21 protein-coding genes are annotated in these 24,777 nt (G+C 73.5%); 7 read left to right on the forward strand and 14 right to left on the reverse strand.

Translation table 11 applies throughout. From position 1 onward, the window contains the following. Positions 1-365 precede the first annotated feature (365 nt). From AB0J76_RS24090 to AB0J76_RS24105, 4 genes are all read right to left on the reverse strand, one after another. A complete protein-coding gene (locus AB0J76_RS24090; RefSeq protein WP_352329330.1) occupies positions 366-890 on the reverse strand; it encodes a type II toxin-antitoxin system prevent-host-death family antitoxin in 525 nt (174 codons plus the stop codon). 73 nt (positions 891-963) lie between these two features. Further along, positions 964-1,908 carry a TIGR01777 family oxidoreductase gene (locus tag AB0J76_RS24095; RefSeq protein WP_352329332.1) on the reverse strand — a complete coding sequence of 315 codons (945 nt, stop codon included), beginning with the start codon at positions 1,906-1,908 and terminating at the stop codon, positions 964-966. A 197-nt stretch (positions 1,909-2,105) separates the two neighbouring features. After that, positions 2,106-2,957: an aldo/keto reductase gene (locus tag AB0J76_RS24100; RefSeq protein WP_352329338.1), complete on the reverse strand. Its 852-nt coding sequence runs from the start codon at positions 2,955-2,957 to the stop codon at positions 2,106-2,108. 89 nt (positions 2,958-3,046) lie between these two features. Next, complete coding sequence (locus AB0J76_RS24105) at positions 3,047-3,676, reverse strand: class I SAM-dependent methyltransferase (protein ID WP_352329334.1); 630 nt, start codon at positions 3,674-3,676, stop codon at positions 3,047-3,049. Between the two features lie 178 nt (positions 3,677-3,854). Between AB0J76_RS24105 and AB0J76_RS24110 the strand changes: the two genes are divergently transcribed. Continuing rightward, positions 3,855-4,619 (forward strand): SDR family NAD(P)-dependent oxidoreductase, encoded by a 765-nt coding sequence (locus AB0J76_RS24110; RefSeq protein ID WP_352329336.1) that lies wholly within the window; start codon positions 3,855-3,857, stop codon positions 4,617-4,619. 104 nt (positions 4,620-4,723) lie between these two features. After that, complete coding sequence (locus tag AB0J76_RS24115; protein WP_364390506.1) at positions 4,724-5,278, forward strand: DUF4142 domain-containing protein; 555 nt, start codon at positions 4,724-4,726, stop codon at positions 5,276-5,278. A 218-nt stretch (positions 5,279-5,496) separates the two neighbouring features. Here AB0J76_RS24115 and AB0J76_RS24120 read toward each other — a convergent pair whose 3' ends face one another. From AB0J76_RS24120 to AB0J76_RS24165, 10 genes are read right to left on the reverse strand one after another with little or no spacing between them, the layout of a single operon-like run. Next, positions 5,497-8,598: a chondroitinase family polysaccharide lyase gene (locus tag AB0J76_RS24120; RefSeq protein ID WP_352328286.1), complete on the reverse strand. Its 3,102-nt coding sequence runs from the start codon at positions 8,596-8,598 to the stop codon at positions 5,497-5,499. Between the two features lie 59 nt (positions 8,599-8,657). Further along, positions 8,658-10,067: a WD40 repeat domain-containing protein gene (locus tag AB0J76_RS24125; RefSeq protein ID WP_364390508.1), complete on the reverse strand. Its 1,410-nt coding sequence runs from the start codon at positions 10,065-10,067 to the stop codon at positions 8,658-8,660. A 43-nt stretch (positions 10,068-10,110) separates the two neighbouring features. After that, positions 10,111-11,523 (reverse strand): aldehyde dehydrogenase family protein, encoded by a 1,413-nt coding sequence (locus AB0J76_RS24130; RefSeq protein WP_352328288.1) that lies wholly within the window; start codon positions 11,521-11,523, stop codon positions 10,111-10,113. Continuing rightward, positions 11,520-12,656, reverse strand: a complete 1,137-nt coding sequence (locus AB0J76_RS24135) for a P1 family peptidase (protein ID WP_352328289.1) — start codon at positions 12,654-12,656, stop codon at positions 11,520-11,522. The genes AB0J76_RS24130 and AB0J76_RS24135 overlap by 4 nt, the downstream gene beginning before the upstream one ends. After that, complete coding sequence (locus AB0J76_RS24140) at positions 12,656-13,837, reverse strand: M20 family metallopeptidase (RefSeq protein WP_352328290.1); 1,182 nt, start codon at positions 13,835-13,837, stop codon at positions 12,656-12,658. The genes AB0J76_RS24135 and AB0J76_RS24140 overlap by 1 nt, the downstream gene beginning before the upstream one ends. Further along, on the reverse strand, positions 13,834-14,706 hold the full coding sequence (locus AB0J76_RS24145) for an ATP-binding cassette domain-containing protein (RefSeq protein WP_364390510.1): 873 nt from the start codon (positions 14,704-14,706) through the stop codon (positions 13,834-13,836). Before AB0J76_RS24145 ends, AB0J76_RS24140 begins: the two co-directional genes overlap by 4 nt. Next, positions 14,675-15,589 carry an ABC transporter ATP-binding protein gene (locus tag AB0J76_RS24150; protein ID WP_352328784.1) on the reverse strand — a complete coding sequence of 305 codons (915 nt, stop codon included), beginning with the start codon at positions 15,587-15,589 and terminating at the stop codon, positions 14,675-14,677. Before AB0J76_RS24150 ends, AB0J76_RS24145 begins: the two co-directional genes overlap by 32 nt. Further along, positions 15,576-16,409: an ABC transporter permease gene (locus tag AB0J76_RS24155; RefSeq protein WP_352328785.1), complete on the reverse strand. Its 834-nt coding sequence runs from the start codon at positions 16,407-16,409 to the stop codon at positions 15,576-15,578. The genes AB0J76_RS24150 and AB0J76_RS24155 overlap by 14 nt, the downstream gene beginning before the upstream one ends. After that, entirely contained in the window at positions 16,406-17,344 is a 939-nt protein-coding gene (locus AB0J76_RS24160) for an ABC transporter permease (RefSeq protein WP_352328786.1), read from the reverse strand. The genes AB0J76_RS24155 and AB0J76_RS24160 overlap by 4 nt, the downstream gene beginning before the upstream one ends. Further along, positions 17,341-18,840 (reverse strand): ABC transporter substrate-binding protein, encoded by a 1,500-nt coding sequence (locus AB0J76_RS24165; RefSeq protein WP_352328788.1) that lies wholly within the window; start codon positions 18,838-18,840, stop codon positions 17,341-17,343. The genes AB0J76_RS24160 and AB0J76_RS24165 overlap by 4 nt, the downstream gene beginning before the upstream one ends. An 89-nt stretch (positions 18,841-18,929) precedes the next feature. Between AB0J76_RS24165 and AB0J76_RS24170 the strand changes: the two genes are divergently transcribed. The 5 genes from AB0J76_RS24170 to AB0J76_RS24190 all read left to right on the forward strand — a co-directional run bounded on the left by AB0J76_RS24170 (position 18,930) and on the right by AB0J76_RS24190 (position 24,755). After that, entirely contained in the window at positions 18,930-19,706 is a 777-nt protein-coding gene (locus AB0J76_RS24170; protein WP_352328789.1) for an FCD domain-containing protein, read from the forward strand. Positions 19,707-19,736: 30 nt separating this feature from the next. After that, complete coding sequence (locus AB0J76_RS24175; protein ID WP_352328791.1) at positions 19,737-20,720, forward strand: adenylate/guanylate cyclase domain-containing protein; 984 nt, start codon at positions 19,737-19,739, stop codon at positions 20,718-20,720. Continuing rightward, positions 20,717-21,475: an aminotransferase class IV gene (locus AB0J76_RS24180; protein ID WP_352328792.1), complete on the forward strand. Its 759-nt coding sequence runs from the start codon at positions 20,717-20,719 to the stop codon at positions 21,473-21,475. The genes AB0J76_RS24175 and AB0J76_RS24180 overlap by 4 nt, the downstream gene beginning before the upstream one ends. 11 nt (positions 21,476-21,486) lie before the next feature. Beyond that, positions 21,487-22,476 carry an LLM class flavin-dependent oxidoreductase gene (locus AB0J76_RS24185; RefSeq protein ID WP_364390514.1) on the forward strand — a complete coding sequence of 330 codons (990 nt, stop codon included), beginning with the start codon at positions 21,487-21,489 and terminating at the stop codon, positions 22,474-22,476. A 119-nt stretch (positions 22,477-22,595) separates the two neighbouring features. Next, positions 22,596-24,755, forward strand: a complete 2,160-nt coding sequence (locus AB0J76_RS24190) for a choice-of-anchor J domain-containing protein (RefSeq protein WP_352330580.1) — start codon at positions 22,596-22,598, stop codon at positions 24,753-24,755. Positions 24,756-24,777 lie beyond the last annotated feature (22 nt).

The raw sequence follows: 24,777 nt of genomic DNA on the forward strand, positions 1-24,777 counted from the left end.
CCGGACCGACTGAACGTTCATGCGCCCACTCTTTCTAGAATCCCCCTCTAGGAAAGAGTCCGCCCGACCGATTGTCAAGATCCAGGCCGAGAAACGTACGGCCACAGGCGAAAGCGCGGGTGGGGGTGCGGGCGCGAGGCGCAGGTAGGCGCGACGGCGAGCAGCCGCCCCACCGGCCCCCCACTCAGCCCGCACCCTCTGCCGGTTCTGGCGGCCGTTCCCGCAGCCGTTCGCCGGTCCGTTCGCAGGTCCGTTCGCACATCCGTGCGTCGGCATGCGAGGGCGGAAGGGCCGGAAGCGGAGGGGGCGGGGTCGGAGGGGGCGGGGTCGGAGGGGGCGGGGTCGGCGCCTCCGGTGGGGAAGGGTCAGCCTAGGGTGCGGAGGGCCTGTTCGACGGTGTCACCGGTGCCGACGGCCACTTCGCCGCCGTCGCCGTCACGTGCGACGGCGATCACGCCGGACCCGGTCGGATGACGGCTCAGGGTGACCGTGCAGCCGTCGCGCAGCAGCGCCTCCACGTCGGCCGCCCGCTGCGGCGCCGCCCACTCGGCGGAGCCGGGGCCGAGCAGGCGGGTGGCCGCGATCAGCGCGGCGACCGGCGTCCGGTGCCGGGCAAGGAGGACGGGGCTGTCGTCGTACGGCTCCGAGACCTGCCGGACGAGCTCCCCCAGCTTGGCCTTGGCCGTGGACAACGACACCACGGGCAAACCGGTCAGCATTCCGGGGACCTTGGACAGCGGCACCAGCGCGGCCCACTCCCAGCGCTCCCGCGTGATCAGCGTGATCTGCCCCTCACCCGCCGCGCCCACCAGTGCCCCCCAGCGGGACCGCGCCTCCTCGACCCCGATGGGCACGCCCAGCCTGTCCTCCATCTCGCTGTAATTGATCATGAGGGAAACCGTAAGGCACCTTACGATATTCGCGCAAGGATGCTCGCCCGCCGCCGCGCGGCGTCCGGCGCGCTCACCTCCCGCGACGCACCCTCCGGACGAGGTCCTCGGCGGCCGGCCGCCACCGCGGGTACTCGAAGGCGAAACCCGCCTCCAGCAACCGCCCCGGGACGACCCGGCGGCTCTTGAGCAGCAGCTCGGTGTCGGACCGCAGCGCGTACGCGCCGAGCTCGGCCATCCACCGCGTCGCGGGCAGGCCCACCGGCACGCCCCGGACGGACCGCAGCGTCCGCATGAACGCGGCCTGCGGCAGCGGCTCGGGCGCGGCCAGGTTGACCGGTCCGCTCAGGTCGTCCCGCCCGGCCAGGAACTCGACCGCGCGGACGAGGTCGCGGTCGTGGATCCAGGACACGTACTGGGCGCCGCCCGCCAGCGGCCCCCCGAGGCCGAGCCGGGTCATGCGCAGCAGCACGTCGAAGACGCCGCCGCGGTCGGGGCTCATCACCATGGCGGTGCGCAGGGCGACCTTGCGCGTGTGCGGGGTCTCGGCCCGCTCCTGCTCCCGCTCCCATGCCTTGGCGATCTCGACGCTGTAGCGCCAGTAACCCGGGACGCCGGGCTCCTCGCCGCCGATCAGGCCGGTCGCCTCGTCGTTGGGGGCGTCGAAGCGGTGTGCGTAGACGGTGGCGGTGCTCATCTGCAGCCAGACCCGGGGCGGACGTGCGGCGGCGGCGATCGCCCGTCCGACGGCTTGGGTGGAGCGCACCCGCGAGTCCATCATGGCCCGCAGGTTGGCGGGGGTGTAACGGCAGTTCACGCTCCGCCCGGCCAGGTTGACCACGAGGTCGCTGCCGTCGATCTCGCGCGCCCACGCGCCCAGGGTCTCGCCGTCCCAGGCGACCTCGCCCTTCCGGGACGGCCTGCGGGTCAGCACCACGACCTCGTGGCCGGCGGAGGTCAGTGCCCGGCGGAGAATCTCGCCGACCTGCCCGGTTCCTCCGGGAATCACGGTCTTCACTCTGCCGACCCTACTCCTGTCTTTTGAACGCGTTCAGGGCGGGCCCCGAGCGCCGCCGGGTCCTGCACTCGTAGCGGCGGAGGGCGGCCGATGGCAGCGGAGGGCGGCCGATGGCGGCGGAGGGCGGAGGAGCAGGAAGGAGCGGAGGGGCCTGGTCGAGGCTTGGCGAGCGGGCGGGAGTTCGTCGGCGCGGCGGATCAGGGCGTGAGGGCGTCCAGGGTGCGCGTGTCCTCGTCGGTCAGGGTGAGGTCGGCGGCGGCCAGGTTCTCCTCAAGGTGGGCGGCCGAGCCGGTGCCGGGCGTGGGCAGGAGGACCGGGGAGCGATGCAGCAGCCACGCCAGCGCCACCTGCCCGCACGTCGCGCCGTGCCGGGCGGCCACCCGTTCGATCACCGTCCCCGTACCGGCCCCCGCGGCGAGGGAGCCGTTCCCGAGGGGGAACCACGGCAGGAACGCGATGCCCAGTCCCTCGCACCGCGCCAGCACCGGCTCCGACTCCCGGTCCAGCACGTTGAACCGGTTCTGCACCGACGCCGGCCGCAGGACGGTCAGCGCCTCGTCGAGCTGCTCCAGGGTGACGGTGTCGAGTCCGATGTGCCGGATCTTGCCCTCTTCGCGCAGTTCGGCCAGCGTGCCGAACTGGTCGGCGAGCGGCACAGCCGGGTCGATGCGGTGGAGCTGGTACAGGTCGACGGTGTCGGTGCGCAGACGGCGCAGGCTCGCCTCGCACATGGCGCGCAGATCCTCGGGGCGTCCGGCGGCGTGCCACCTGTCCGGCCCGGTGCGGATCACGCCGCCCTTGGTGGCCAGCACGAGGTCGCCGGGGTACGGATGGAGGGCCTGGGCGATCAGCTCCTCGGCGATGTCCGGGCCGTAGTTGTCGGCGGTGTCGATGAGCGTGACGCCGCGGTCGACGGCCAGGCGCAGCAGCGCGACCGCGTCGCCGGGCGTCAGGCGCGGGCCCCAGTAGCCGGGGCCGGTGAGCTGGGCGGTGCCGTAGCCGAGGCGTCGTACTCGCAGCTCACCGGCGATCTCGAACGTCCTGCCCACCACCGCGCCCGCCCTTTCCCCCGATGAAAGGGCCCATCGTACGGCCGCCGCACCGGCCCTGTGCTCAGAGATGCCGGGGGCCTGTGTTCTCAGAGCGTGGCCACCACCGCGTAGCGCTCGTCGGTGATCTCCTTGCCCCACAGGGCCGGGTCGGGCAGGGGATGCACCCGGAGGTCGCCGACCAGGGGGCGGAGGGCCGTGGTCAGGTTGTCGGCGGTGACGCCGCCCATCCACGGGAAGTGCTCACCCGGCACGTAGTCGGACTGCTCGCCGGAGGTCTGCCAGCGGCCCTCCACCAGCACCAGCCGGCCGCCGGGGCGCAGCAGCGACACCCAGCGGGCCAGCGCCGCCGCCGGATCGGGGATGGTCCACAGCAGGTGGCGGGCCAGCACGACGTCGAAGCGGCGGTCGCCGACGGGCGGGTCGGCCGCGTCTCCCGTCAGCACCGTGGCGCCGGTGGCGGCCAGCTTGGCCCGGGCGCGTTCGACCATGCGCGGAGCCAGGTCGACGGCGGTCAGGCGATGGCCCTGGACGGTCAGCAGCAACGACAACGAGCCCGTGCCGCAGCCCAGGTCGAGCACGTCGAGCGGCCCGGCGGGCACCCATTCGGCCAGTCGTGCCGCCCAGGCGGCCCTGACCTCGGGGTCGCGGAGCCCGTGGTCGGCCTCGTCGTCGAAGGAGTCGGCTGCGGCGTCCCAGAAGCCGGCGATGGTCGTCATGGGTCGCATCCTGGCAGGCGCCGCCGACAGTTTCGGGCCTGCTGCCGTACGCCTCCACACGCCGGGATCCCGGGCGGCCGGCTCGGGGCGGCTGGCCCGGGCGGCCCGGCGCGGGGCGGGCGGTCGGGAGCGGGAGAACCTGGTGTACTGGTCTGACCAGTCGCTAGTGTTTCTCAGCATGACGGGATATGACGCGCTGTTCCGCCTCGACGGGCGGCGGGCCGTGGTGATCGGGGCCGGCAGCGGGATCGGCAGGGAGTCGGCGTTCGCCCTGGCCGCGCATGGGGCGTCCGTGGTGTGCGCGGACCGGGACCTGGCCGCCGCGCAGGAGACCGCCGCCGGATGCGGGGGCACGGCCCGGCTGCTCGACGTGCTGGACGCCGACGCCGTCCGGGCGGCCGCCGCGGAGGAGCCGGCCGACGTGCTGGTGTTCACGGCGGCGACGAACGTGCGCAAGCGGCTGCTCGACTACTCCGGCGAGGAGTTCGACCGGGTGGTGGGGCTGAACCTGCGGGCCTCGTTCGACGTGGTGCGGGCGTTCGGCGCCGGGATGGTGCGGCGCGGGCGCGGGTCGATCATCGGGTTCGCGTCGATCCGGGCGTCGGTGACCGAGCCGGGGCAGGGCGTCTACGCGGCCACGAAGGCGGGGCTGGTGCAGTTGCTGCGGACGGCGGCGGCCGAGTTCGGCCCGCACGGCGTGCGCGTCAACGCGGTCGCGCCCGGCGTGGTCGAGACCCCGCTGACCAGGCAGATCAAGGACAACCCCGACTGGTACGCCGCGTACGCCGCCAAGAGCGCCCTCGGCCGGTGGGCCACCGCGCCCGAGATGGCGGGCGCGGTGGTCTACCTGGCCGGCGACGCGGCGAGCTTCGTGACGGGCTCGGTGTTGTACGTGGACGGCGGCTGGACCGCCGTGGACGGCCGTTTCGATCCGCCCAATTGACACGAATACTCCCGACCGGATGGGGCAGCGGGCACGGGTCCCATTGAAGGGAGGGACCCATGAGAACAGCACGGAGCCACTTAGCACCCGCGGGAATCGCGGCCGTGCTGGCGTTGACCGTGTCCGCCACGGCACCCGCCGCGGCCCAGGCCGCCACCACCGTCCGGCCGGTGGCCGCGCCCGGCGCCGCAGCCGCCCCGTCCGTCCAGGCGTTCCACGCCTCGGCTCGGGACCGGGCGTACCTGCGGCAGGCGCACCGCGGCAATCTCGCCGAGATCGCGGCCGGGAAGGCCGCGCTCCGCAGGTCGCACGACAAGGACGTGCGGGAGATCGCCTGGCGGCTGATCCGTGACCATCGTGAGCTCGACGCCCGGCTGCGCGAGGTCGCGCACCGGCTGCGCGTCAGCCTTCCTGACGCGCCGAGCGCCGCCCAGCGCGACGGCCTGGACGCGGTGCTCGCCCGCCGTTCCGGTCACCGGTTCGACCGGGCGTGGCTGCGCCTGGAGGCCGGGGCGCACGAGCAGACGCTCACGCTGATCAGGCGCGAGCTGCGGGACGGTCACTCCGGCTGGGTGCGGGACCTGGCGCGCGACGGCGCCCCCGCGGTCCGGCACCACCTGCGCGAGATCCGCGCGGAAATCGAGCGGCACACCCGCTGATCGGGCGTGCACCATCCCACCCCGTGACCGGGACGCGAACCGGCTGACCGGGACGCGAACCGTGCGACTGGAGAAGCCGAACCGACTGACCAGGACGCGAACCGTGCGACTGGAGAAGCCGAACCGGCTGACCGGGAGGTGAACGGTCCGATCGGGACGGCGGTCGTCGCGGTCACGGGCGTGATCTCCGGGCGGGGGCGCCCCCGCCCCCGCCCGGGTCAGGTCGCGGGGCTCAGCCGCACCTGCACCGGCCGTCCGTGCACGGTCTCGAACTCCAGGACCGTGCGCGGCCCGGTGATCCTGGCCCGGCACGGCTGGCCGGCGTCCGCCCGCCACCGCCCGTCCAGGGTCACCCTCATGCGGTGCGGGTGGCTCGGGGCGGCCAGCCAGGGCCGCGACCACGGACTGTAGTGGCCGACGTAGCGGCCCTTGTCGTACTGGTCGTGGTCGATCCCGCCGTACAGGCGCAGGTCCGGATCGCATACCGCGATCACCAGCGTCTCCCCCTCCGTACGGACGAGCAGCATCGAAGGCGTGTCGACCTCGCGGACCAGACCTTCCAGACTGGTGCGCTCGAACACCGCGTACCCGGTGATGCCGGTGTCGCGATCCCGCACGACGTGGGCCGCCGTGTCGGCGCGCAGCACCCGGTAGGGGGCGCTCGCCGCGTCCCCCATCGCGGCGGCGAAGCCGGCCATGCGCTCGGCCGTGGTGTTCACCACCATCGCGTACTCGTACGTCCCGTTGCGAGGTGCGGTGCCGTGCCTGATCCAGGCTGTGGCGAAGTCTCCGCTGGTGGGCTCTTCCGTGGCGTTGTTGCGGGAGGTCTGGGCCGAGCGGGTCAGGGCCACTCTCTGCCCGGACGCCAGGTAGTAGCCGATGCCCTTGTCGTCGAGCAGCCAGCGCGGGCCGCCGTCGAGCGCCTGGTGGGGGAAGGCCGTGACCGCGGCGCCGTCCACCACAGTGGGCGCGTTCCTGGCCGGCAGCCGGGTCTGGAAGAGGGTGGTCTCCGTCTCGTCCGCGGTGTCGTCGTTGGTGATGCCGGTGCCCAGGGCCACGACGCGGTCGTCGAACAGGAACACCGACTTGCGGGCCCGGTGGGTGCCGTCGTACTTGGGGTGTCCGTGCAGGTCCATGGCGAACAGGGCGTTGCGTCCGTCGATGGTGCAGGCTCCGGCGAAACGGGAGTCGGTGAGGAGCATCTCCTCGATCGCCCCGGTCAGGTCGCCCTTGAGCTGGTCGAGCGGTTTGTGGATGACCGTGGTGCCGGGACGGCGGCTCCAGTCCCAGCCGGGCTGGGCGTAGCCGCTGTCCTGGTTGGTGACGGGGTCGCCGCGGTGCAGGACCTGGATCTGGCCGTAGGTGTTGTAGCGGCCGTACCAGTTGGCGCCGACGTAGATCTCGGTGCTCCACAGGTAGCGGTTGTGCCCGCGTACGGTGATCTGCCATTCGTCGCGGCGGTGCACGGCGAGCGCCGCGTAGTTGAGCGCCCAGGCGCCGGTAGGGGCCGGTTCCGGGGTGATGCCGCGCGCGGCGAGCCGGGCCGCGAGCTCCTTCTGCCGCGGCGTCGGGCTGCCGGGCAGCAGGCGCAGGAAGGCGGCGGCGATCTCGTCGTCGATCGGGGCCAGCCACTCGAACGGGACGATCGACAGCGCGGTGGCGCCGCTGGGGTTGCGGCCGCTGATCGAGATCGGCCAGTGGTTCTTGTTGGCGTAGACGCGCTGTGTGAGCAGCGCCTTGCGCAGCCAGCCGAACGCCTCGGGCGAGATCGCGAACGAGCCGCCGTGCAGGACGTATACGAGCGGCGCGAGCCCGGCGAAGCCGTCGCGGACGTAGTCGGGGAAGAAGCCGACGTGGTGGAAGGCGGTGCCGTCCACCTTGATGCCGTCCTGGATGCCGTCGGTGGGCAGCAGGGTGGCGTTCAGCCAGTCGCGCAGCGCCCGCAGGTACGCCACCTGCTGCGCCTCGCCGTCGCGCAGCAGCACGGCCGCCAGCATGCCGCGGACGGTGGTGTTGTACAGGTCCATCATGCTGCCCCGGGCCATCCGGAAGCCGAAACCGCGGAAGATCCGGCCCAGTCCGCTCAGCCATTCCAGGTCCGCTCGTACCCGCTCCAACTCCCCCGCCTCGCGCAGGGCCTCCCGCATGAGGTAGACGGAGTCGTACAGGCCGCGGACGTCGTAGCCGAGGTGGTGGATCGTGCCCTGGCAGCTGCCCTTCGTCCAGCCCTGTTCCCGCAGGTGGGCGACCATGCGCAGGTAGAGGGCGGCCAGCGCCGGGCGTTCGGCGGGGGCGGCCTGGTGGGCCTGGGCGATCGTCTTCATCAGGTCGGTGCAGGCGCGCAGCGTGACCGGGTTCACGAACGCCTTGAACTCGGCGGCGATCGCGGCCGGGTAGATCTGCGACTGGTAGGCGTGCGTGGGGCGGCCCTCCAGGGCGGCGACCTGGGCCGTCAGCCCCGGCACGCCCGGCTTGACCTGGGCGGTCAGGTACTCGTCGTGGTAGCGGGCGTGCAGGGCGCGCAGCGAGGCCAGCTCGGCGGCGGACGGCGGCGACAGGTCGGGCTCGACGGTGGCCAGCAGCCGGTCGAAGCGGTGGAGGGCCTGCCAGTGCTGGTTGTCGTACTCATCGCCCTCGGGGGCGATGTCGGGGAGCTGGTGGTCGCGGCAGGGGGCGTCGGGACGCAGCGGCACGTTGAGCATGAGCTGGTCCAGGTGCAGGGTCCCGGCCCTGCGCGGGGCGACGATCCGCAGGGTGTCCATGTCGGGGTGGGGCCTGCCGTGCATGTCGTAGGCGTACCGCACCCACGCCGTACGCCACCCGCTGAACCCGAGCCGGAACTGGAACCACAGGTCGGTGCGCTCGCCCCGCCCGAACTCGAACCGCAGCACGTCGTCCACCGGCTCGGCGTTGTGCACCCACACGCAGAACGCGTCCACCAGCCCCTGCCACGCCTGGTCGTCGCCGAGCCGGTAGGCGTCAGGCGCCCACCGCAGCGGGGCCCGCACGCTGATCACGTCGCGGGCCGCGTGCTCCCAGCGCAGCGACCGCGTCCCGCACACGGCGACCCGGTCGCTGATCGACAACGTGGAGCCGGGCCCGGCGGCGAAGTGCGGCGGGACCGCGCTCTCCAGCAGGAACACCGGCGGGTCCATCGCCATGGCCCGCTGCTCCAGCCCCTCCGTGGCCGATCCCTCCGTGGCCGATCCCTCCATGGCCGGTCCGGACGCCGCCAGGGCCGCCGTCCCCGGGACGCCGCCCGCGAGGAAAGCGCTTGCCGCACCCGCCTTGAACACCGTTCTGCGCGTGATCTCCACCATGCGCGCCATCCAACGCGACCGTTGCGGCAAGGTAAAGACATCTGGTCAAACCGTTACCCTCATCGGAGGGAGCAGAGGCTCACATCGCCGCCGCCGGCGCTGCCGCCGTAGTCCGAAGGGTCCGCGCCGTCGGTGTAGCGGTCCCAGTCCGTCCTGCTCAAGGTCTGCGAGCCGTGGGCGCACAGGTCCCGCTCGGGGCCGGTGGCCACCTGCCGCAGGTCGTGCAGGTCCCAGAGAGAGAAGGTGGTGCTCTCGGGGGCGGCCAGCAGGGCGCTGCGGGCGCCGTCGCTCAACGCCACCCCCCGCACCTCCGACGGGTACCCGCGCAGCCCGGCCAGCCGGACCGGCCGGGAAGGCACGGACAGGTCCCAGAGCGATCCGTTGCCGTTGGAGCCCGCCAGGAGAGCGGTCCCGCCGTCCGGCGTGAGGGCCACGTCGAGCATGTCCGCCGGAGGCATCCCGATGACGGCGGTCAGGGCCGGACGGGCCGGGTCGCCGAGCGTCCAGACCTCCGCCTGGCTCCGCCAGTCGGCCCCCGGGTCGCGCCGCGCGACGACGAGGACGCGTCCGTCGCCGCTCAGGGCGGCGGCCGTGCCGGTGTAGATCGCCGGGGTCAGCTCGGCGGCCTTCACCGGGTGCGCCGGATCCGCCAGGTTCCAGATCGTCACCGGGCCGTCCTCGGACGTGGTGACCGCCGTCCTGCCGTCGCCGCTGAGGTCGAGGTCCTCCGTCCGGGAGTCGTGGACGGCCGTGACCGAGCGCCGGACCGGGTGGTCGCGTACGGTCAGGTCCCACACCAGCAGGTTCCCAGCGAAGTCGGCGACCGCGGCGACCCGGCCGTCCCGGCTCACGGCCACCGCCTGGACGTCGTCGAGCGACCCCTTCCCCGCCACGCCCCGCAACGTCGCCCGCCGGGCCGGGTGGGCGGGGTCGGTGAGGTCCCACACGGTCGTGGCGCCGTCGTCGACGGCGGTCAGAGCGGTGCGGCCGTCGTGGGAGAGCGCCAGCGCCGCCATCGCGCCCTCGGGGCCGTCCAGCACGACCGCTCTCCCGGAGCCGAGCCGCCAGACCTCGGCCTTCCCGTCCCCGGCGACCAGGCCGACGCGCCCGTCGCCGCTCAGCTCGGCGTGCCGGGCGCCGCCGAAGTCGCGGAGCCAGAGGTCCTCCCTGCGCCCCAGCAGGAGGGTGTCGGTCAGCCCCGCGCGGGTCCGGTCGTCGGTGTGCAGGCCCACAGCGGCCAGGCCGAGGTCGCGAGCCTTGGCCGGATCGTCCCCGCGAAGCTCGGCGGCGTGCAGCGCGAGCCGGTGGGCCAGCGCGACGCGCTCCCGGTCCCGCGCCTGCCCGTGCTCGCGCCACCAGGCCGTGCCCGCGCACGCCAGGGCGACGGCCAGGAGGGCGGCGAGCACCGCGAGGGCCCTGCTGCCGCGCGCCCGCGGGACAACCACCGGCTCGTCCGCTCGTTCAGCCAAGGCAGGCGCCCCCTCGCAGTCTGGCGCCACCCTACAGCGGCCGTCAGGGGCGGATGATCGCCATTCTGGTCACCGTCATTTCCTCCATGGCGAAGCGCGGGCCCTCGCGACCGCTGCCCGAGTCCTTGACGCCGCCGTACGGCATGTTGTCGGCGCGGAAGCCGGGCACCTCGTTCACCACCACGCCGCCGGTCTGGATACGTTCGATCGCGGCGAAGGCGGTGGCCAGCGAGCGGGTGTAGACGGCGGCGTGCAGGCCGTACCGGGAGCGGTTGACGGCCTCGAAGGCCGTGTCGAGGTCCGGCACCCCACGGACGCACACCACCGGGCCGAAGATCTCCTCGTCCCACGCGGCGGCGCCGTCGGGCACGCCGGACAGCACGGTCGGCGCGATCGCCCGTCCCTCGCGCACGCCACCGGCGACCACCTCGGCGCCCGAGTCGCCGATCCACGCGAGGACGCGGTCGGTGGCGGCGGGGTCGATCAGCGGGGCCACGCGGGTCCCGGGCAGGCGCGGGTCGCCGACGGCAACGTCCTTGACGCGGGCGGCCAGCAGCGCCAGGAACTCCTCCCGTACGGGCTCCTCCACCAGCACCCGCTGCACGGCGATGCACGCCTGCCCGGAGGCGTAGTAACCGCCGCGCACGACGGCGTCGGCGGCGGCCGCCAGGTCGGCGTCGGCGGCGACCACGAGGGCGGCGTTCGAGCCGAGTTCGAGCAGCACCTTGGTGGGGGCGGCGGCGCGGGCGATGGCGTGCCCGGCGGCGGCCGAGCCGGTGAAGGACACCGCGCCGATCCGCCGGTCCTCGACCAGCGTGCGGCCGACCTCGACGTCCCCGGTGACGAGCTGGACGCCGGCGGGCGGCAGGCCGCCCTCGCGCAGCAGGTGCACCAGCCGGAGCGTGGCCAGGGGCGTCGCCGGGGCGGGCTTGACGATCACCGGGCAGCCGGCCGCGACCGCCGGGGCGATCTTGTGAGCGGCCAGGAGCAGCGGGTAGTTGTAGCCGGTGATCCCGACGACGACGCCGATCGGCCGCCGCGTCCAGAACCCGATCAGCCCCTCCCCCGACGGCAGCAGGTCCAGCGGGACGGTCTCGCCGTGCAGCCGGGCGACCTCCTCGGCGGCCGTGGCGAGGGTGAGCAGCGTCCTGGCCACCTCCACCCGGCAGTCGACCAGCGGCTTGCCGGTCTCCAGGACCAGCAGGCGCTCGAACTCCTCGCGGCGGGCGGCGAGCGCGTCGTGCGCGGCCATGAGCGCCGCGCGGCGGGCGTGCGAGGGCAGCGCGGCCATGGCGGGCGCGAGGGCCAGCGCCGCCTCCAGGGCGCGGGCGGCGTGGGCGGGGGTGCCCAGCGGGGCGCGGGCCACCACCGAGCCGTCGTAGGGGAAGATCACCTCGGTGGTGTCCTCGGTGGCGGCCCATCCGTCTCCGATGGGCAGGCCGTCCGGCCAGGTCATCTGTCTCCCCCTAGGACGCTCGGGAACACGTCGAGGTACGCGGGCGCGCCCTCGCGGCCGGTGGCGGCGAGCATGGCGTGGGCCACCGCCCGGCTGAACACGTCGGCTGCGGCGGCCAGGACGTCCTGGAGCCCGTCGGGGCCGGGGGCCGGGCGGGCGCAGGCGGCCAGGCCGAAGACGGTGTCGCCGTCGACCATGGTGTGGGCCGGCCGGATGGCTCTGGCCAGGCCGTCGTGGGCCACCCCGGCCAGCTTGCCGCACTGGGCCTTGGTGAGGGTGAGGTCGGTGGCCACCACGCCGATGGTGGTGTTGAAGGAGGTGACCTTGTCCGGCTGCCACGCCCCGGCCTCGGCGGGGTCCGGGCGGCGCAGGTGGCCGAACTCGCCCGGCAGGCCGTAGCGGACGCCGGCGAGGGTGGCGCCCGCGGGGTCGAGCACGGATCCGGCGGCGTTGACGACGGCCAGGGCGGCCACGGTGACGCCGCCGGGCAGGACGGCGCTGGCCGTCCCGACGCCGCCGGCCAGGCCGCCCGCCATCGCCCCGGCCCCGGCCCCGATGGACCCGCTGGCCGTGGGGGGTGCGGTGGTGTGCTGGGCCGCGGTGACGTACCGGCCCGCGCCGCCGTGCCGGGAGGCGCTGCCGCCGCGGCGGGGCGGGGGCGCGGGGAAGGGCGGTTCGTGCGCCGGAGCGCGGGCGGCGGCGTAGGCGGCGGCGCCGAGGGCGGCGTCAGGGGTGGCGCGGAAGTCGCCGCCGCGCCCGAGGTCGTAGATGACGGCCGCCGGGACGATGGGCACCACGCCACCCGCCACCGGGAAGCCGACGCCCGCGTCGGCCAGCCCGTCCATCACCCCGCACGCCGCGCTCAGCCCGTACGCGCTGCCGCCCGACAACACGACGGCGTGCACGCGCTCGACGAGGTTGCGCGGATCCAGCAACTCGGTCTCGCGGGTGCCGGGAGCGGCGCCGCGCACGTCGACGCCGGCCACCACGCCCTCCGGCGGCGCCAGCACCACGGTCGTGCCCGTGCGGTAGCCGCCGCCCACGCGGTGCGCGTGCCCGACGCGCAGCCCGGCGACGTCCACCAGCGAGTTCGTCGGCCCGGGACGCATCCCGGGGGCGGGTTCGGCGAGCATCAGAAGTCCCGGTGCAGGAAGCGCCGCGCCGCCTCGGCGAACACCCGGGTGCACCGGACGATCTCGGCGACCTCGACGTACTCGTCCGCCTGGTGGGCGATCCACTTGCCGCCGGGGCCGTACACCACGGAGGGGACGCCGCCCCAGTGGGTGAGCACGGTCCCGTCCGTCGAGCCCGGCACGCCGCCGTAGACGGGCTCCTCGCCCGTCACCGTACGGTGGGCCGCCGCCAGCGCGGCCACCACCGGGTCGGTCACCGGGACGTCCACCGGCGGCCGGTCCACCAGGACCGACACCGACGCCTCGATCCCGTCCTCGGCCGCGGCGAGGGCGGCCACCCGGTCGGCCACGACCTTGTGCTCCAGCCCGGGGATCGTGCGCACGTCCACGAAGACGGACGCGGTGGCGGGGATGACGTTGACCTGCTCCTCGCTGCCGGCCCGGACCACGGTCGGGGTGACGTACACCTCGCCGAGGTGTTCGTGGGCCGGATGCCGTTCCTGGAGCTCCCGCTGGAGGGAGCGCAGGGCGACCAGCAGCGTGCCGACCCCCTGGACGGGGTTGCGGCCGTGCTGCGGCATCGCGCCGTGGGCCATCTTGCCGGTCAGGTCGACGCGCAGCCGCAGCGCGCCCTTGGCCACCGCGCAGATCTCCCCGGCCTCGGGCTCGGCGACGATCGCGCCGTCCACGCCGTCGGCCAGCCCGGAGGCGACGAAGTGGTGGGCGCCGATCATCAGGCCCTCCTCGTCGGCCAGCGCGCACACCTTGATCCGGCCGGGGAACGGGCCGGCGAGCTGGAGCGCGCGGGTGGCGTAGAGGGTGGCGGCCAGGCCGGACTTCATGTCGGCGCTGCCCCGGCCCCACAACCGCCCGTCGCGGATCTCGCCGCCGAACGGGTCGACGGTCCAGGTGGACAGGTCGCCCTCGGTCACGACGTCGGTGTGGCCCTCGAACATCAGCGTCGGCCCGTCGCCGCCGCCGCCCTCGACCACCGCGACGACGTTGGGCCGCCCGGCGGCGGCCTCGCTCACGACCGGCTCCCAGCCCCACTCGCGCATCCTGGCCTCGACCAGCTCTGCGGCGGGCCGCTCGGTGCGCCCGCGCGCGGGGTCGTTGGTGCTGGGGATGCGCACCAGGGCCTGCGTGAACTCCACGACTCCCCGCTCGTCGACCTCGATCACAACAATCCCTCCAGGGTCGGTACGGCCTGCAGCAGGTCACGCGTGTACGGGTGGCGCGGCGCGGCCCAGACGTCGTCCACCGGGCCGGTCTCGACGATCTCACCGCCGCTCATGACGGCCACCGTCTCGCACACGTGCCGGACCACCGACAGGTCGTGCGAGACGAACACGAGCGTGAGGCCCAGCTCGTCCACCAGGTCGGCGAGCAGGTTGAGGATCTGGCCGCGGACGGACACGTCGAGGGCGCTGACGGGCTCGTCGGCGACCAGCACCTTCGGCCGGGGCGCGAGCGCGCGGGCGATGGCGATGCGCTGCCGCTGACCGCCGGAGAACTGGTGGGGGTAGCGGTCGGCGGCCGAGGCGGGCAGGCCGACCTCCTCCAGCAGCTCGGGCACCCGCCCGCCGACCGGCAGGCCGAGCGCGACCAGCGGCTCGGCCACCAGGTCGCGCACGCGCATGCGCGGGTCGAGCGAGCTCATCGGGTCCTGGAAGACGATCTGCAGGTTCTCCCGCAGGAAGCGCAGCCGCCGCTCCGGCAGGCCGGTGATCTCCCGCCCGTCGAAGACGACGGACCCGGCGGTGGGCCGGTCGAGACCGCACAGCAGGCGCAGCAGCGTCGACTTGCCGGAGCCGGACTCGCCGACGATGCCGAACCGCTCGCCCCGGCGGACGGTCAGCGACACCTCCCGCAGGGCGTGGACGGGGGCGCCCGGCCTGGTGAGCGAGGTGCGCGGGCGGTGGTAGACGCGGCTGAGCCGGCGCGCCTCGATCAGCACGTCGCCCGCGGGCTCAAGCCGCGGCTCGTTCTGCGGCTCGTTCTGCGGCTCATGCTGTGGCTCATTCTGTGGGGTGCCAGCATGCGTGGGCATGGCCGTCTCCTGTCAGCGCCGGCGGGGTCTCGCACCGCGGGGTGGCGTGCGGGCAGCGGTTGCGGAACACGCAGCCCTCGGGGAAGGCGCCCGCGGGCGGCACGCTGCCCTTGATCGTCGGAAGCCTGGTGCCGCGCGGCGTGAGCCGGGAGGCGGCCAGCAGGCCCTCGGTGTAGCGGTGGCGGGGGTGGGTGAAGACCTCGCGGATGGGCCCGGTCTCGACGACGCGGCCGCCGTACATGACGATCACCCGCTCGCAGACGGAGGCCACCACCGCCAGGTCGTGGGTGATGAACAGCAGCGCGGGGGCGACCTCGGCGATCAGCTCCAGCATCTGTTTCTGCACGGTGACGTCGAGCGCGGTGGTCGGCTCGTCGCAGACGAGCAGCCCCGGCTCGTTGGCCAGGGCGATGGCGAGCATGACGCGCTGCCGCTGGCCGCCGGAGAGCTGGTGGGGGTAGGCACGGGCGATCTGCCCGGGTTCGGGCAGCCGGACGCGCTCCAGCAGGGCGAGCGCGCGCCGCCCGGCCTCGGCGCGGGCGACGCCGTGCAGGGTCATGGCCTCGGCGACCTGCGCGCCGACGCGCATGAGCGGGTTGAGCGCGGTCATCGGCTCCTGGAAGACCATCGACAGCTCGCGCCCGCGCAGGTCCTTCAGCCGCTTCTCGGGCACGCCGACCAGGTCGCGCTCCCCGAGCCTGGCCGTGCCGGCGGCGGTGACGCCCTCGGGCAGCAGCCCCATGAGCGACAGCGCGGTCAGCGACTTGCCGGACCCGGACTCGCCGATCAGCCCGACCCGCTCGCCGGGCCCGATCGAGAACGACACGTCGTGCACGAGCCCCACCTCGCCGGCCCGTACGGAAAGCCCCTCAACCGTCAGCACGGACCCTCCTGAGCTTCGGATCGAGGTGGTCGCGCAGCCCGTCGCCGAGCAGGTTGAACCCGAGGACGGCGAGCGCGATCGCCAGGCCCGGCCACAGCGCCAGGCGCGGGGTGGAGAAGAGCAGCTCCTGCGACTCCTGCAACATCCGCCCCCAGGACGGGGTCGGCGGCCGGGTGCCGAACCCGAGGAACGACAGCGCCGCCTCGGCCAGGATCGCGATGGCGAACGACACCGACGCCTGCACGATCAGCACGGACCCGATGTTCGGCAGCACGTGCCGCACGGCGATCGCGCCCCGGCGGCGGCCCGCGGCCCGCGCGGCCAGGACGTAGTCGGTCACCATGACCTGGAGCGTCGCGGCGCGGGCCACCCGCGCGAACGCGGGCACGGTGGCCACCCCGATCGCGATCATCGCGGTGAGCGTGCCGGCGCCGTAGACCGCGCCCAGCATGACGGCCAGCAGCAGCGCGGGGAAGGCGAACACCAGGTCGTTGACCCGCATGATCAGCTCCGACAACCAGCCGCGCGGCGTCATCCCGGCGACCACGCCGAGCGGCACGCCGAGGACGGCGGCGATCCCGACGGCCACCACGCCGACGTAGAGGGTGGTGCGCGCGCCGACCATGAGCTGGCTGAGGGTGTCGCGGCCGAACTTGTCGGCGCCCAGCAGGTAGCCGCCGCCGGGGTCGCGCAGCTTGCGGGCGGCGTCGACGAGGGTCGGGTCGTGCGGCGTCCAGACGAACGAGACCAGCGCGGCCAGCGTCACCAGCCCGACCAGCGCGCCGCCGATCAGCAGCGCGGCGTTCGCGCGGCCCCTCATCGCAGCCTCGGGTCGAGCAGTCGGTAGGCGACGTCCACCACGAAGTTGATCAGCAGGACGGCGGCCACCAGCACCATCACCACACCCTGGACGAGCAGCAGGTCGCGCCCGGCGACGCCGTTCAGCAGCAGGTCGCCGAGCCCGGGCAGGACGAAGACGCGCTCGACGACGACCGCGCCGACCAGCAGGGTGGCCAGTTGCAGGCCGAGCACGGTGACCACGGGGATCGAGGCGTTGCGCAGGCCGTGCCGCCACAGGGCGCCGGTGCTGCCGCGGCCCTTGGCGCGGGCGGTGCGCAGGTAGTCCTCGCGCATGACGTCGAGGACGGCGCTGCGCACGTAACGGGTGAGCACGGCGCCCTGGACGAGCCCGAGCGACAACCACGGCAGCAGCAGCGAGCGCAGCCACTCCTGCGGGCTGTCGGCGATCGGGACGTACCCGCCGGAGGGCAGCGCCTGCGCCTTCACCGCGAACACGAACACCAGCAGGATGCCGGCGAGGAAGGCGGGGACGGCGATGCCGAGCTGGCTGGCCGCGCTGATCGCCGCGCCGAGCGGGTTGCGGTGATGGACGGCGGCGAACGTGCCGAGCGGCACCGCGACGGCCAGCGCCAGCACCATGCCGCCCAGCACCAGCACGGCCGTCACGCCGAGCCGCTCGCCGATCTGCGGGCCGATGGGCGAGCTGGTGACGTAGGAGACGCCGAAGTCGCCGTGGGCCAGCCCGCCGGCCCAGTCGAGGAACTGCACGGCCGGCGGGCGGTCGGTGCCGAACTGCCGGCGCAGCGCGGCGACCGCGTCGGGGGTGGCGTTGACGCCGAGCGCGATCTCGGCCGGGTCGCCGGGCAGCAGCGCCATGAAGGCGAACACCGCGACGGCGGCGACGGCGGCGCTCACGATCAGCACCGCCAGCCGTTTGAGCAGGTAGAGCGTCACTGCTTGGCGAGACCGGTGAAGTCGAAGGACTCCGCGATGGCGTTCTTCGGCAGCCCGGTGACGCCCTTCTTCGCCACGATCAGGTTGGGGAACAGGAAGAGCCAGTCGGCGGCGGCGTCGTCGGAGAGCAGCTTGGCGGCCTTCTTCAGGTCGTCGGTCTGCTGCTGCTCGGTGCCGGCGTCGGCGGAGGCGAGGAGTTTGCCGAACTCGGGATTGTCGTAGTGGAAGTAATACGATTTATCGGCAAAAATCCCCATGTCCCGGGGCTCGACGTGGTTGATGATGGAGAGGTCGTAGTCGCCCTGCTTGAACACCACGTCCAGCCAGCGGGCCGGGAACTCCAGCGGCTCGATGTCGGCCGTGATGCCCACCTGGGCCAGCTGCGACTTCACGACCTGCGCGCTGGCCACCGCGTACGGCAGGTTGGGGATGCGCATCTTGACGGTCAGCGTCTTGCCGCCCAGCAGTTCCTTGGCCTTGGCCGGGTCGTGGGGGTAGTCGCCGGTGCGGTCCTCGTACCAGGGGTCGGTGGGCGGCACCATCGAGCCGATGAGCTGGCCGCGCCCGGCCCACGCGGTGTCCAGCAGCGCCTTGTGGTCGATCGCGTACCGGACGGCCTGGCGGGCCTTGACGTCGTCGAACGGCGGCCGGGCGTTGTTCATCGACAGCACGACCTCGCCGTTGGTGGTGCCCTCGACCGTCTGGAACCGGTTCGGATCGGCGAACTGCTGCAGCGACTCGGGGGCCTGCACGGCGGAGATGACGTCGATGCCGCCGGTCAGCAGCGCGTTGTTCATCGCCGTGGCGTCCTTGAAGTACTTCAGCGTGATCGCCGACAGCGCCGGCTTGGCGCCCCAGTAGGAGGGGTTGGCGGCGAGCTGGATCGACTCGCCGCGCTTCCACGCCCCCAGCGTGTACGGCCCGGTGCCGACGGGCTTGTTGGCCAGGTCGGCCACGCCGGTGCGGCTGAACATGGCGCCGAGGCGGGTGGCCATGGCGTAGAGGAAGCCGTTGCTCGGCCGCTTGAGGGTGACGACGGCGGTGGCGTCGTCGGTCTTGGCCACCTTGTCGATGACGTCGAGCTGGGCCTTGATCTTGAGCTTCCAGTCGCTCCTGACCCGGTCGAGCGAGAACACCACGTCGTCGGCCGTGAACGGCGCCCCGCTGCTGAACGTGACGCCCTTGCGCAGGGTGAAGGTGTAGGTCTTCCGGTCGTCGGAGACCGACCACTTCTCGGCCAGCAGCGGCTTGATCGAACCGTCCTGGTCGAGCTTGACCAGGCCCTCGTAGACGTTGACCAGCAACGCCTGCGGGATGGCCGCGCCCTCGGTGGCGGTGAAGTCGAGGTTGGCCGGCTCGGCCACGAACCCGACGGACAGGGACCGGGCCTTGGGGGTGCCTCCGGTGCCGGAACCGCCCGAGCCGGAACCGCCGCCACAGGCGGCTGTGACCAGCAGGAGACCGCCCACGGCGATCCAGATTCCGATTCGCCTCATGTCTTACAGCCTCCTGGCTAGTGCACTGGTCTGACCAGTAGGCTACGCACATTGCCAGTCCGTGACGGCTCGGGTCAAGGGGGCTTCCCATGGGTGCACGGTTCGAGCCGGTGCGGGCCGTACGCGCTTACGAGCGGGTCGTGGAACAGGTCGAGGAGGCCATCGAGAGCGGGGCTCTCGGCCCGGGGGCGCGGCTGCCGAGCGAGCGTGAGCTGATGGTGCAGTTCTCGGTCGGGCGCTCCACGGTGCGGGAGGCGCTGCGCGTGCTGCAGGCGCGCGGCCTGGTGCGGTCCCGGCCGGGCGATCCCAACGGCGCGGAGGTGCTGCCGTTCTCCCCCGCCGCCTTACACAAGTCGATGACCACGCTGGCGCGGGTGGCCGAGCTGTCGCTGGCCGAGCTGGTGCAGTTCAGGATGGTGCTCGACTCCTCGGCCGTGCTGCTGGCCGCGCGGCTGCGCACCGAGGAGCAGCTCGCCGAGATGGAGGCGGCCATCGCGGGCATGCGCGCCGCCGCCGCCTCAGCCGCCGCCTCCGACCACGACGCCGCCGACCACGACGCCTTCAGCGCGGCCGACGTGGCCTTCCACGACGTCATCGTGGCGGCCAGCGGCAACACGCTGATCCAGGTCTGCACCGACGTGGTCCGCTCGGTCGTGCTGGGGCTGATCGCCGGGAAGATCGCCGACGCGCCCGACCGCGAGTCGCTGATGCGGCGCAGCATCCGGCACCACGAGGAGGTGCTGGCCGCCGTGCGGGCCGGCGACGGGGCCTCGGCCGCGCGCCTGCTGCGCCGGTCCATGTACGACTACTACGCCGTCCACCTGCCCGACGCCGAGCGGCCCGCCCTGCGCGCCCTCCTGGAGTGACGCCCGCCACAGGGGTGTTATGTTGCACGCGTGTCACGCGAGGACGGGGACGGGGTGGCGGAGGCGTTCCTGCGCGCGCCGCGCCGCTACACCAGCCACCAGGTGGCCCACATGGCCGGGGTCCCGGTCTACCGGGCGCGCCGGTTGTGGCGGGCGCTGGGGTTCGCCAACGTGGCCGACGACGCGGTCGAGTTCACCGACTCCGACGTCGAGGCGCTGCGCACCATGCTCTCGATGGTCAGCTCCGGCGCCTACGACGAGGAGCACATGCTGCTGATGGCCCGCTCGATCGGGCGGGCGACGGCCCGGCTCGCCGAGTCGCAGGCCGAGCTGGGCGCCGAGGCGCTCGACCAGGCGGGCGTGCCGCTGGCCGAACGCCCGCGGGCCTGGCGGCGGCGGGCCGAGCGGGTGGTGCCCGACCTGGCCCGGCTGCTGGTCTACGCCTGGCAGCGGCAGCTCGCCGCCGCCGCCGGCCGGCTGGCCGACCAGGACATGAGCGCCGTGCGCATGGCGGTGGGGTTCGCCGATCTGGTGGCCTTCACCCGGCTCAGCCGGCAGATCACGGCGACCGAGCTGGCCCGGCTGGTCGACAGGTTCGAGGGTCGCTCGGCCGACGTCGTGACGTCCTCGGGCGGGCGGGTGGTCAAGACGCTCGGCGACTCGGTGCTGTTCGTGGCCGACAAGTCGCACGTGGCGGCCGAGATCGCGCTGCGCCTGGTGGAGACCCATCGCGGCCGCGACATGCCCGAGCTGCGGGTGGGCCTGGCCGCCGGGCCGGTGATCTGGCGCATGGGCGACGTGTTCGGCACCACCGTCAACCTGGCCAGCCGGCTCACCGCGCTCTCCCTGCCGGGAACGATCCTGGCCGACCCCGAGATGGCCGAGGAGCTGGAGGGCGACCGGGCGTTCCTGCTGCGCGCGGTCGACCGGCTGTCGGTGCGCGGGCTCGGCGAGCTGGCGCCCTTCACGATCATGCGCGCGGGGGCCGGTGGACAGGACATGCTGGACACATGATCGTACGAGCGGTGGTCGAGGGCAGGCCGGTGGACGCCGACGCGCGCTTCGCGCTGGAGGCCCGCTACGGGCACTTCACCGCCATGCAGGTCAGAGACCGGCGCACCCGCGGCCTGGCCCTGCACCTGGAGCGGCTGGCGGCGGCCAACCTGGAGCTGTTCGGCGCCCGGCTCGACCCGGCGGCGGTGCTCGGCTCGATCAGGGCGGTGCTCGGCGACGACCTGCGCGACGCGGGCGTGCGGGTCTACGTCGTCGAGCACGACGGCCGCCCGCGCGTCGTGGCCACCGCCGCCCCGCCCACCGAGGTCTCCGCCCGCCCGCAGCGTGTCACGGCGGTCGTCTACCAGCGTTACCTGCCGCACATCAAGAAGGCGGCCGGGTTCGCCCAGGCGCACCTGCGGCGGACCGTCGCGCCCCTGGGCTTCGACGAGGCGCTGCTGACCACCGCCGACGGCCTGATCAGCGAGGGCGCGATCACGAACGTCGGCTGCTGGTCCGGCGGCCGCCTGGTGTGGCCGGACGCGCCGATGCTGCGCGGCACCGCCATGGGCCTGCTGGAGGGCATCGACGTGCCCCAGGAGCGCCGTCCGCTGCGGGTCGCCGACCTGCCGGGCTTCGACCTGGTGTTCCTGTGCAACTCCCACGGCGTGGTGCCGGTCGGCGAGGTCGACGGCGTCCCGCTGCGCCAGGACGGCCCGACGCTGGACCGGCTGCTCTCCTGCTACGACGCCGTCCCGTGGGACCCGCTGGATTGATCCCGGGGCGTGTGGTGTTGCACGCAGGCGTGACCCTGTACTCGATTCTCGACCGTTCGCTCCTGCGCCGGGGCTCCGACGCGGCCACCGCGCTGCGGGACACCGTCGCGTTCGCCCGGCAGGCCGAGGAGCTGGGCTACCACCGGTTCTGGGTGGCCGAGCACCACAGCGTGCCCGGCGTGGCGGGGGCGGCGCCGACCGTGCTGGCCGCGGCCGTCGCGGCGGCGACCGGGCGGATCCGGGTGGGCACCGGCGGCGTGATGCTGCCCAACCACCGGCCGCTGGTGGTGGCCGAGCAGTTCGGGGTGCTGGAGTCGCTCCATCCCGGGCGGATCGACATGGGGCTCGGGCGGTCGGTGGGGTTCACCGGCGGCGTCCGGCGGGCGCTCGGGCAGGGCAAGGAGGCCGCGGACGGGTTCGGCGACCAGGTCGGCGAGTTGCTGGGGTACTTCACCGGGGGGCAGCGGGCGTATCCGGGCGTGCACGCCGTGCCGGCCGAGGGGCTGCGCCCGCAGGTGTTCGTGCTGGCCATGGGGGCGGGGGCGGAGCTCGCGGCGGAGCTCGGGCTGCCCATGGTGATCGGGGCCGGGCCGCGGGCGGTGGAGGCGGCGGCGCGCTACCGGGCGGGGTTCCGGCCCTCGGAGTGGGCGGCGCGGCCGTACGTGATGGCGGCGGTCAGCGTCGCGGTCGGGGCGACGCGCGAGGAGGCGGCGCAGCTCCAGCTGCCCGAGGCGTGGTCCACGGCGCGCTCGCGCACCAGCGGCGCGTTCCCGCCGCTGGTGCCGGCCGAGGAGATCGCCCGGCTGGAGCTGACCGGGCGGGAGCGGGCGCTGCTGGCCGAGGCGCTGAAGGGCCAGATCCACGGCACCGCGCCGGAGGTGGCGGTCGCGCTGGGCTCACTGGTGGAGGCCACCGGCGCCGACGAGGTGCTGGTCACGATGAACACCTACGACCTGGAACGGCGGCTGGAGTCCTATCGGCGGCTGGCCGTTCTGGTTTGATCGCCAATTCCACCGCATTTTGTTGGCAAATGCCCCCATTGCGCGCGCTAATTCGGTTCCGGTAATTACCGGATGTCACCCCTGTTCCATCCGGGCAACACCCATACCTAGGGGGTTCAATGGCGCGCACCCGAATCATCGGAATCGCTGCCGCACTTCTCTTACTGCCCACGCTGACCGCGATACCCGCGTCGGCCGAGTCCCCGCAGGCGGCCGCCACGGCTGCGCCGCCGAGCGACGTCAAGGAGCTCACCCGCAAGGACTTCACCCTCGACGGCAAGCCCGTCAAGGTCCCCGCGAAATACGAGGCCCGCAAGGCCACGGCCAAGGCCGCCGCCGAGACGCCGCCGGTCGGCACCGTACGGCAGTGGCTGGCCACGGACGACTACAACGGCCGCCTGTACCGCAAGGACTACACGCTGCGCGGCGTCGGCGACAAGATCGAGGTCTGGGTCGCCAACGACCTGGCCTTCCCGGCCGGCGACTGCCGGATGCAGGTGCCCGGGACGACGGAGATCACCGACGCCCAGGTCACGAACCTGGTGCAGCAGTTCGACACGAACATGTTCCCGAAGGAGACCGCGACCTTCAGCACGCCGCCGGACCGGGACGGCACGAACGCCGTGCTCGGCCCCGACGCCAACGGCAACGGCGGCGTCTACACCGGCGCCGGCGACCGCACGGTGACGCTGATCGACAACGTCCGGGACGACAACTACTACACCTTCCCGGCCGCGACCACGTACATCGCGGGCTTCTTCTCCTCCCAGTACAACGAGCTGCTCGACCGCAACGTGATGACGATCGACGCGTTCGACTGGCTGCACAGGACCGGCGCGAACCCGCCGGACAACCCGACCTCCGACGTGTGCACCTCGCGCTCGGCCCGGCCCTTCCAGTACGAGGGCGTCTTCGCCCACGAGTGGCAGCACCTGCTGCACTACTACACCGACCCGCTGGAGACCACCTGGATGAACGAGGGCCTGTCGGACTTCGCCATCTCGGTGACGGGTTACGGCAACCCCAAGGCGACGGTGTTCGAGAAGGGTTTCGACAACCACATCAACTGCTTCCAGGGCTTCGGCATCGTCCAGACGCCGTACAACCCGAACCCGCGCAACTGCGGCGGCCCGCAGAACTCGCTCAACCTGTGGGGCGACGGCGGCAACCCGGACGCGGTGCTGGCCGACTACGGCAACGCCTACTCGTTCATGCTGTTCCTGTACGACCGGTACGGCGCGGACTTCCTGTCCAAGCTGCACCGTGACGGCTCCCTGCAGGGCCTGGCCAGCGTGAAGGCGGCGCTCGGCAGCACGGACCTGTACCAGGTGCTGCACGACTACCAGACGATGGTGCTGGTGGACAAGGTCGTCGGCAGCCGCGGCGTGGTGCTGGGCGTGCCGAAGAAGCGGGTGACGACCGCGAGCCTGAACTCCACGGTCAACCTCGCCAACCCGGCCGCGTACAACACCCCGGGGGCGGCTCCGAACGGCGCCGACTACGTGCAGATCCGCAAGCCGGGCGGCGCGGCGCCGACCTCGCTGTCCTTCCAGGGCGCCAAGACGCTGCCGCCGATCCCGCTGGCCTGGACCGTCGTCTCCGACGACCCCGACCGCGCGGGCAACCCGGTGCTGTGGTCGGGCAACGCCAGCAACCTCAACGTCGCCGCGGTGACCAAGGTGACGGTCCCGGCCGCCGACCCGACGCTGCGCTTCCTCGCCAAGTACGGCGCGGAGTCCGGCTTCGACTACGGCTACGTGATCGTCTCCACGGACGGCGGCAAGACCTACACCGCGATCCCCGGTGACAAGACGGTGGCCGGCCCGCTCGGCCCGGCCGTCAACGGCACCACCACCGGCTTCCAGCCGCACAGCTACAGCCTGTCCGCCTACGCGGGCAAGGAGATCCTCGTCGGCTTCCAGTACGTCAGCGACGGCGGGGTCAACGAGGGCGGCTGGAAGATCGACGACGTCACGGTGGGCGCGACGGCGGTGAGCGACGGCGCCAGCCTGGAGCCGTTCGACTCCCCGACCGAGATCTCCCCGACGCCGGTCAGCAACTGGAACGTGCGTCTGGTCGGCCTGGACGAGAAGCACTCGGTGGTGCTGCAGGCCCAGTTCGACGGCAAGGGCTCGATCAGCCTCAACCGGCTGCAGCTCGCGCCGTTCGCGGTCTTCCCGTCAGTGGTCGCGATCGTGGCCTATGACGAGCCGACCGAGCAGGTGCAGCAGTACGCGCCGTACACGCTGAAGGTCAACGGCGTCACCCAGCCGGGGTGAGCCCGAGGAGGCGTCCGCCGGG

Origin of the sequence: Nonomuraea sp. NPDC049624, from assembly GCF_040675255.1 — a bacterium.
Taxonomy (GTDB): Bacteria; Actinomycetota; Actinomycetes; order Streptosporangiales; family Streptosporangiaceae; genus Nonomuraea.

Coding starts and splice junctions, on each gene's coding strand:
- AB0J76_RS24090 (WP_352329330.1), bottom strand. CDS start 890: ATGATCAATTACAGCGAGATGGAGGACAGGCTGGGCGTGCCCATCGGG.
- AB0J76_RS24170 (WP_352328789.1), top strand. CDS start 18,930: ATGGGTGCACGGTTCGAGCCGGTGCGGGCCGTACGCGCTTACGAGCGG.
- AB0J76_RS24165 (WP_352328788.1), bottom strand. CDS start 18,840: ATGAGGCGAATCGGAATCTGGATCGCCGTGGGCGGTCTCCTGCTGGTC.
- AB0J76_RS24155 (WP_352328785.1), bottom strand. CDS start 16,409: ATGAGGGGCCGCGCGAACGCCGCGCTGCTGATCGGCGGCGCGCTGGTC.
- AB0J76_RS24130 (WP_352328288.1), bottom strand. CDS start 11,523: ATGACCTGGCCGGACGGCCTGCCCATCGGAGACGGATGGGCCGCCACC.
- AB0J76_RS24180 (WP_352328792.1), top strand. CDS start 20,717: ATGATCGTACGAGCGGTGGTCGAGGGCAGGCCGGTGGACGCCGACGCG.
- AB0J76_RS24110 (WP_352329336.1), top strand. CDS start 3,855: ATGACGGGATATGACGCGCTGTTCCGCCTCGACGGGCGGCGGGCCGTG.
- AB0J76_RS24190 (WP_352330580.1), top strand. CDS start 22,596: ATGGCGCGCACCCGAATCATCGGAATCGCTGCCGCACTTCTCTTACTG.
- AB0J76_RS24120 (WP_352328286.1), bottom strand. CDS start 8,598: ATGGTGGAGATCACGCGCAGAACGGTGTTCAAGGCGGGTGCGGCAAGC.
- AB0J76_RS24105 (WP_352329334.1), bottom strand. CDS start 3,676: ATGACGACCATCGCCGGCTTCTGGGACGCCGCAGCCGACTCCTTCGAC.
- AB0J76_RS24135 (WP_352328289.1), bottom strand. CDS start 12,656: ATGCTCGCCGAACCCGCCCCCGGGATGCGTCCCGGGCCGACGAACTCG.
- AB0J76_RS24145 (WP_364390510.1), bottom strand. CDS start 14,706: ATGCCCACGCATGCTGGCACCCCACAGAATGAGCCACAGCATGAGCCG.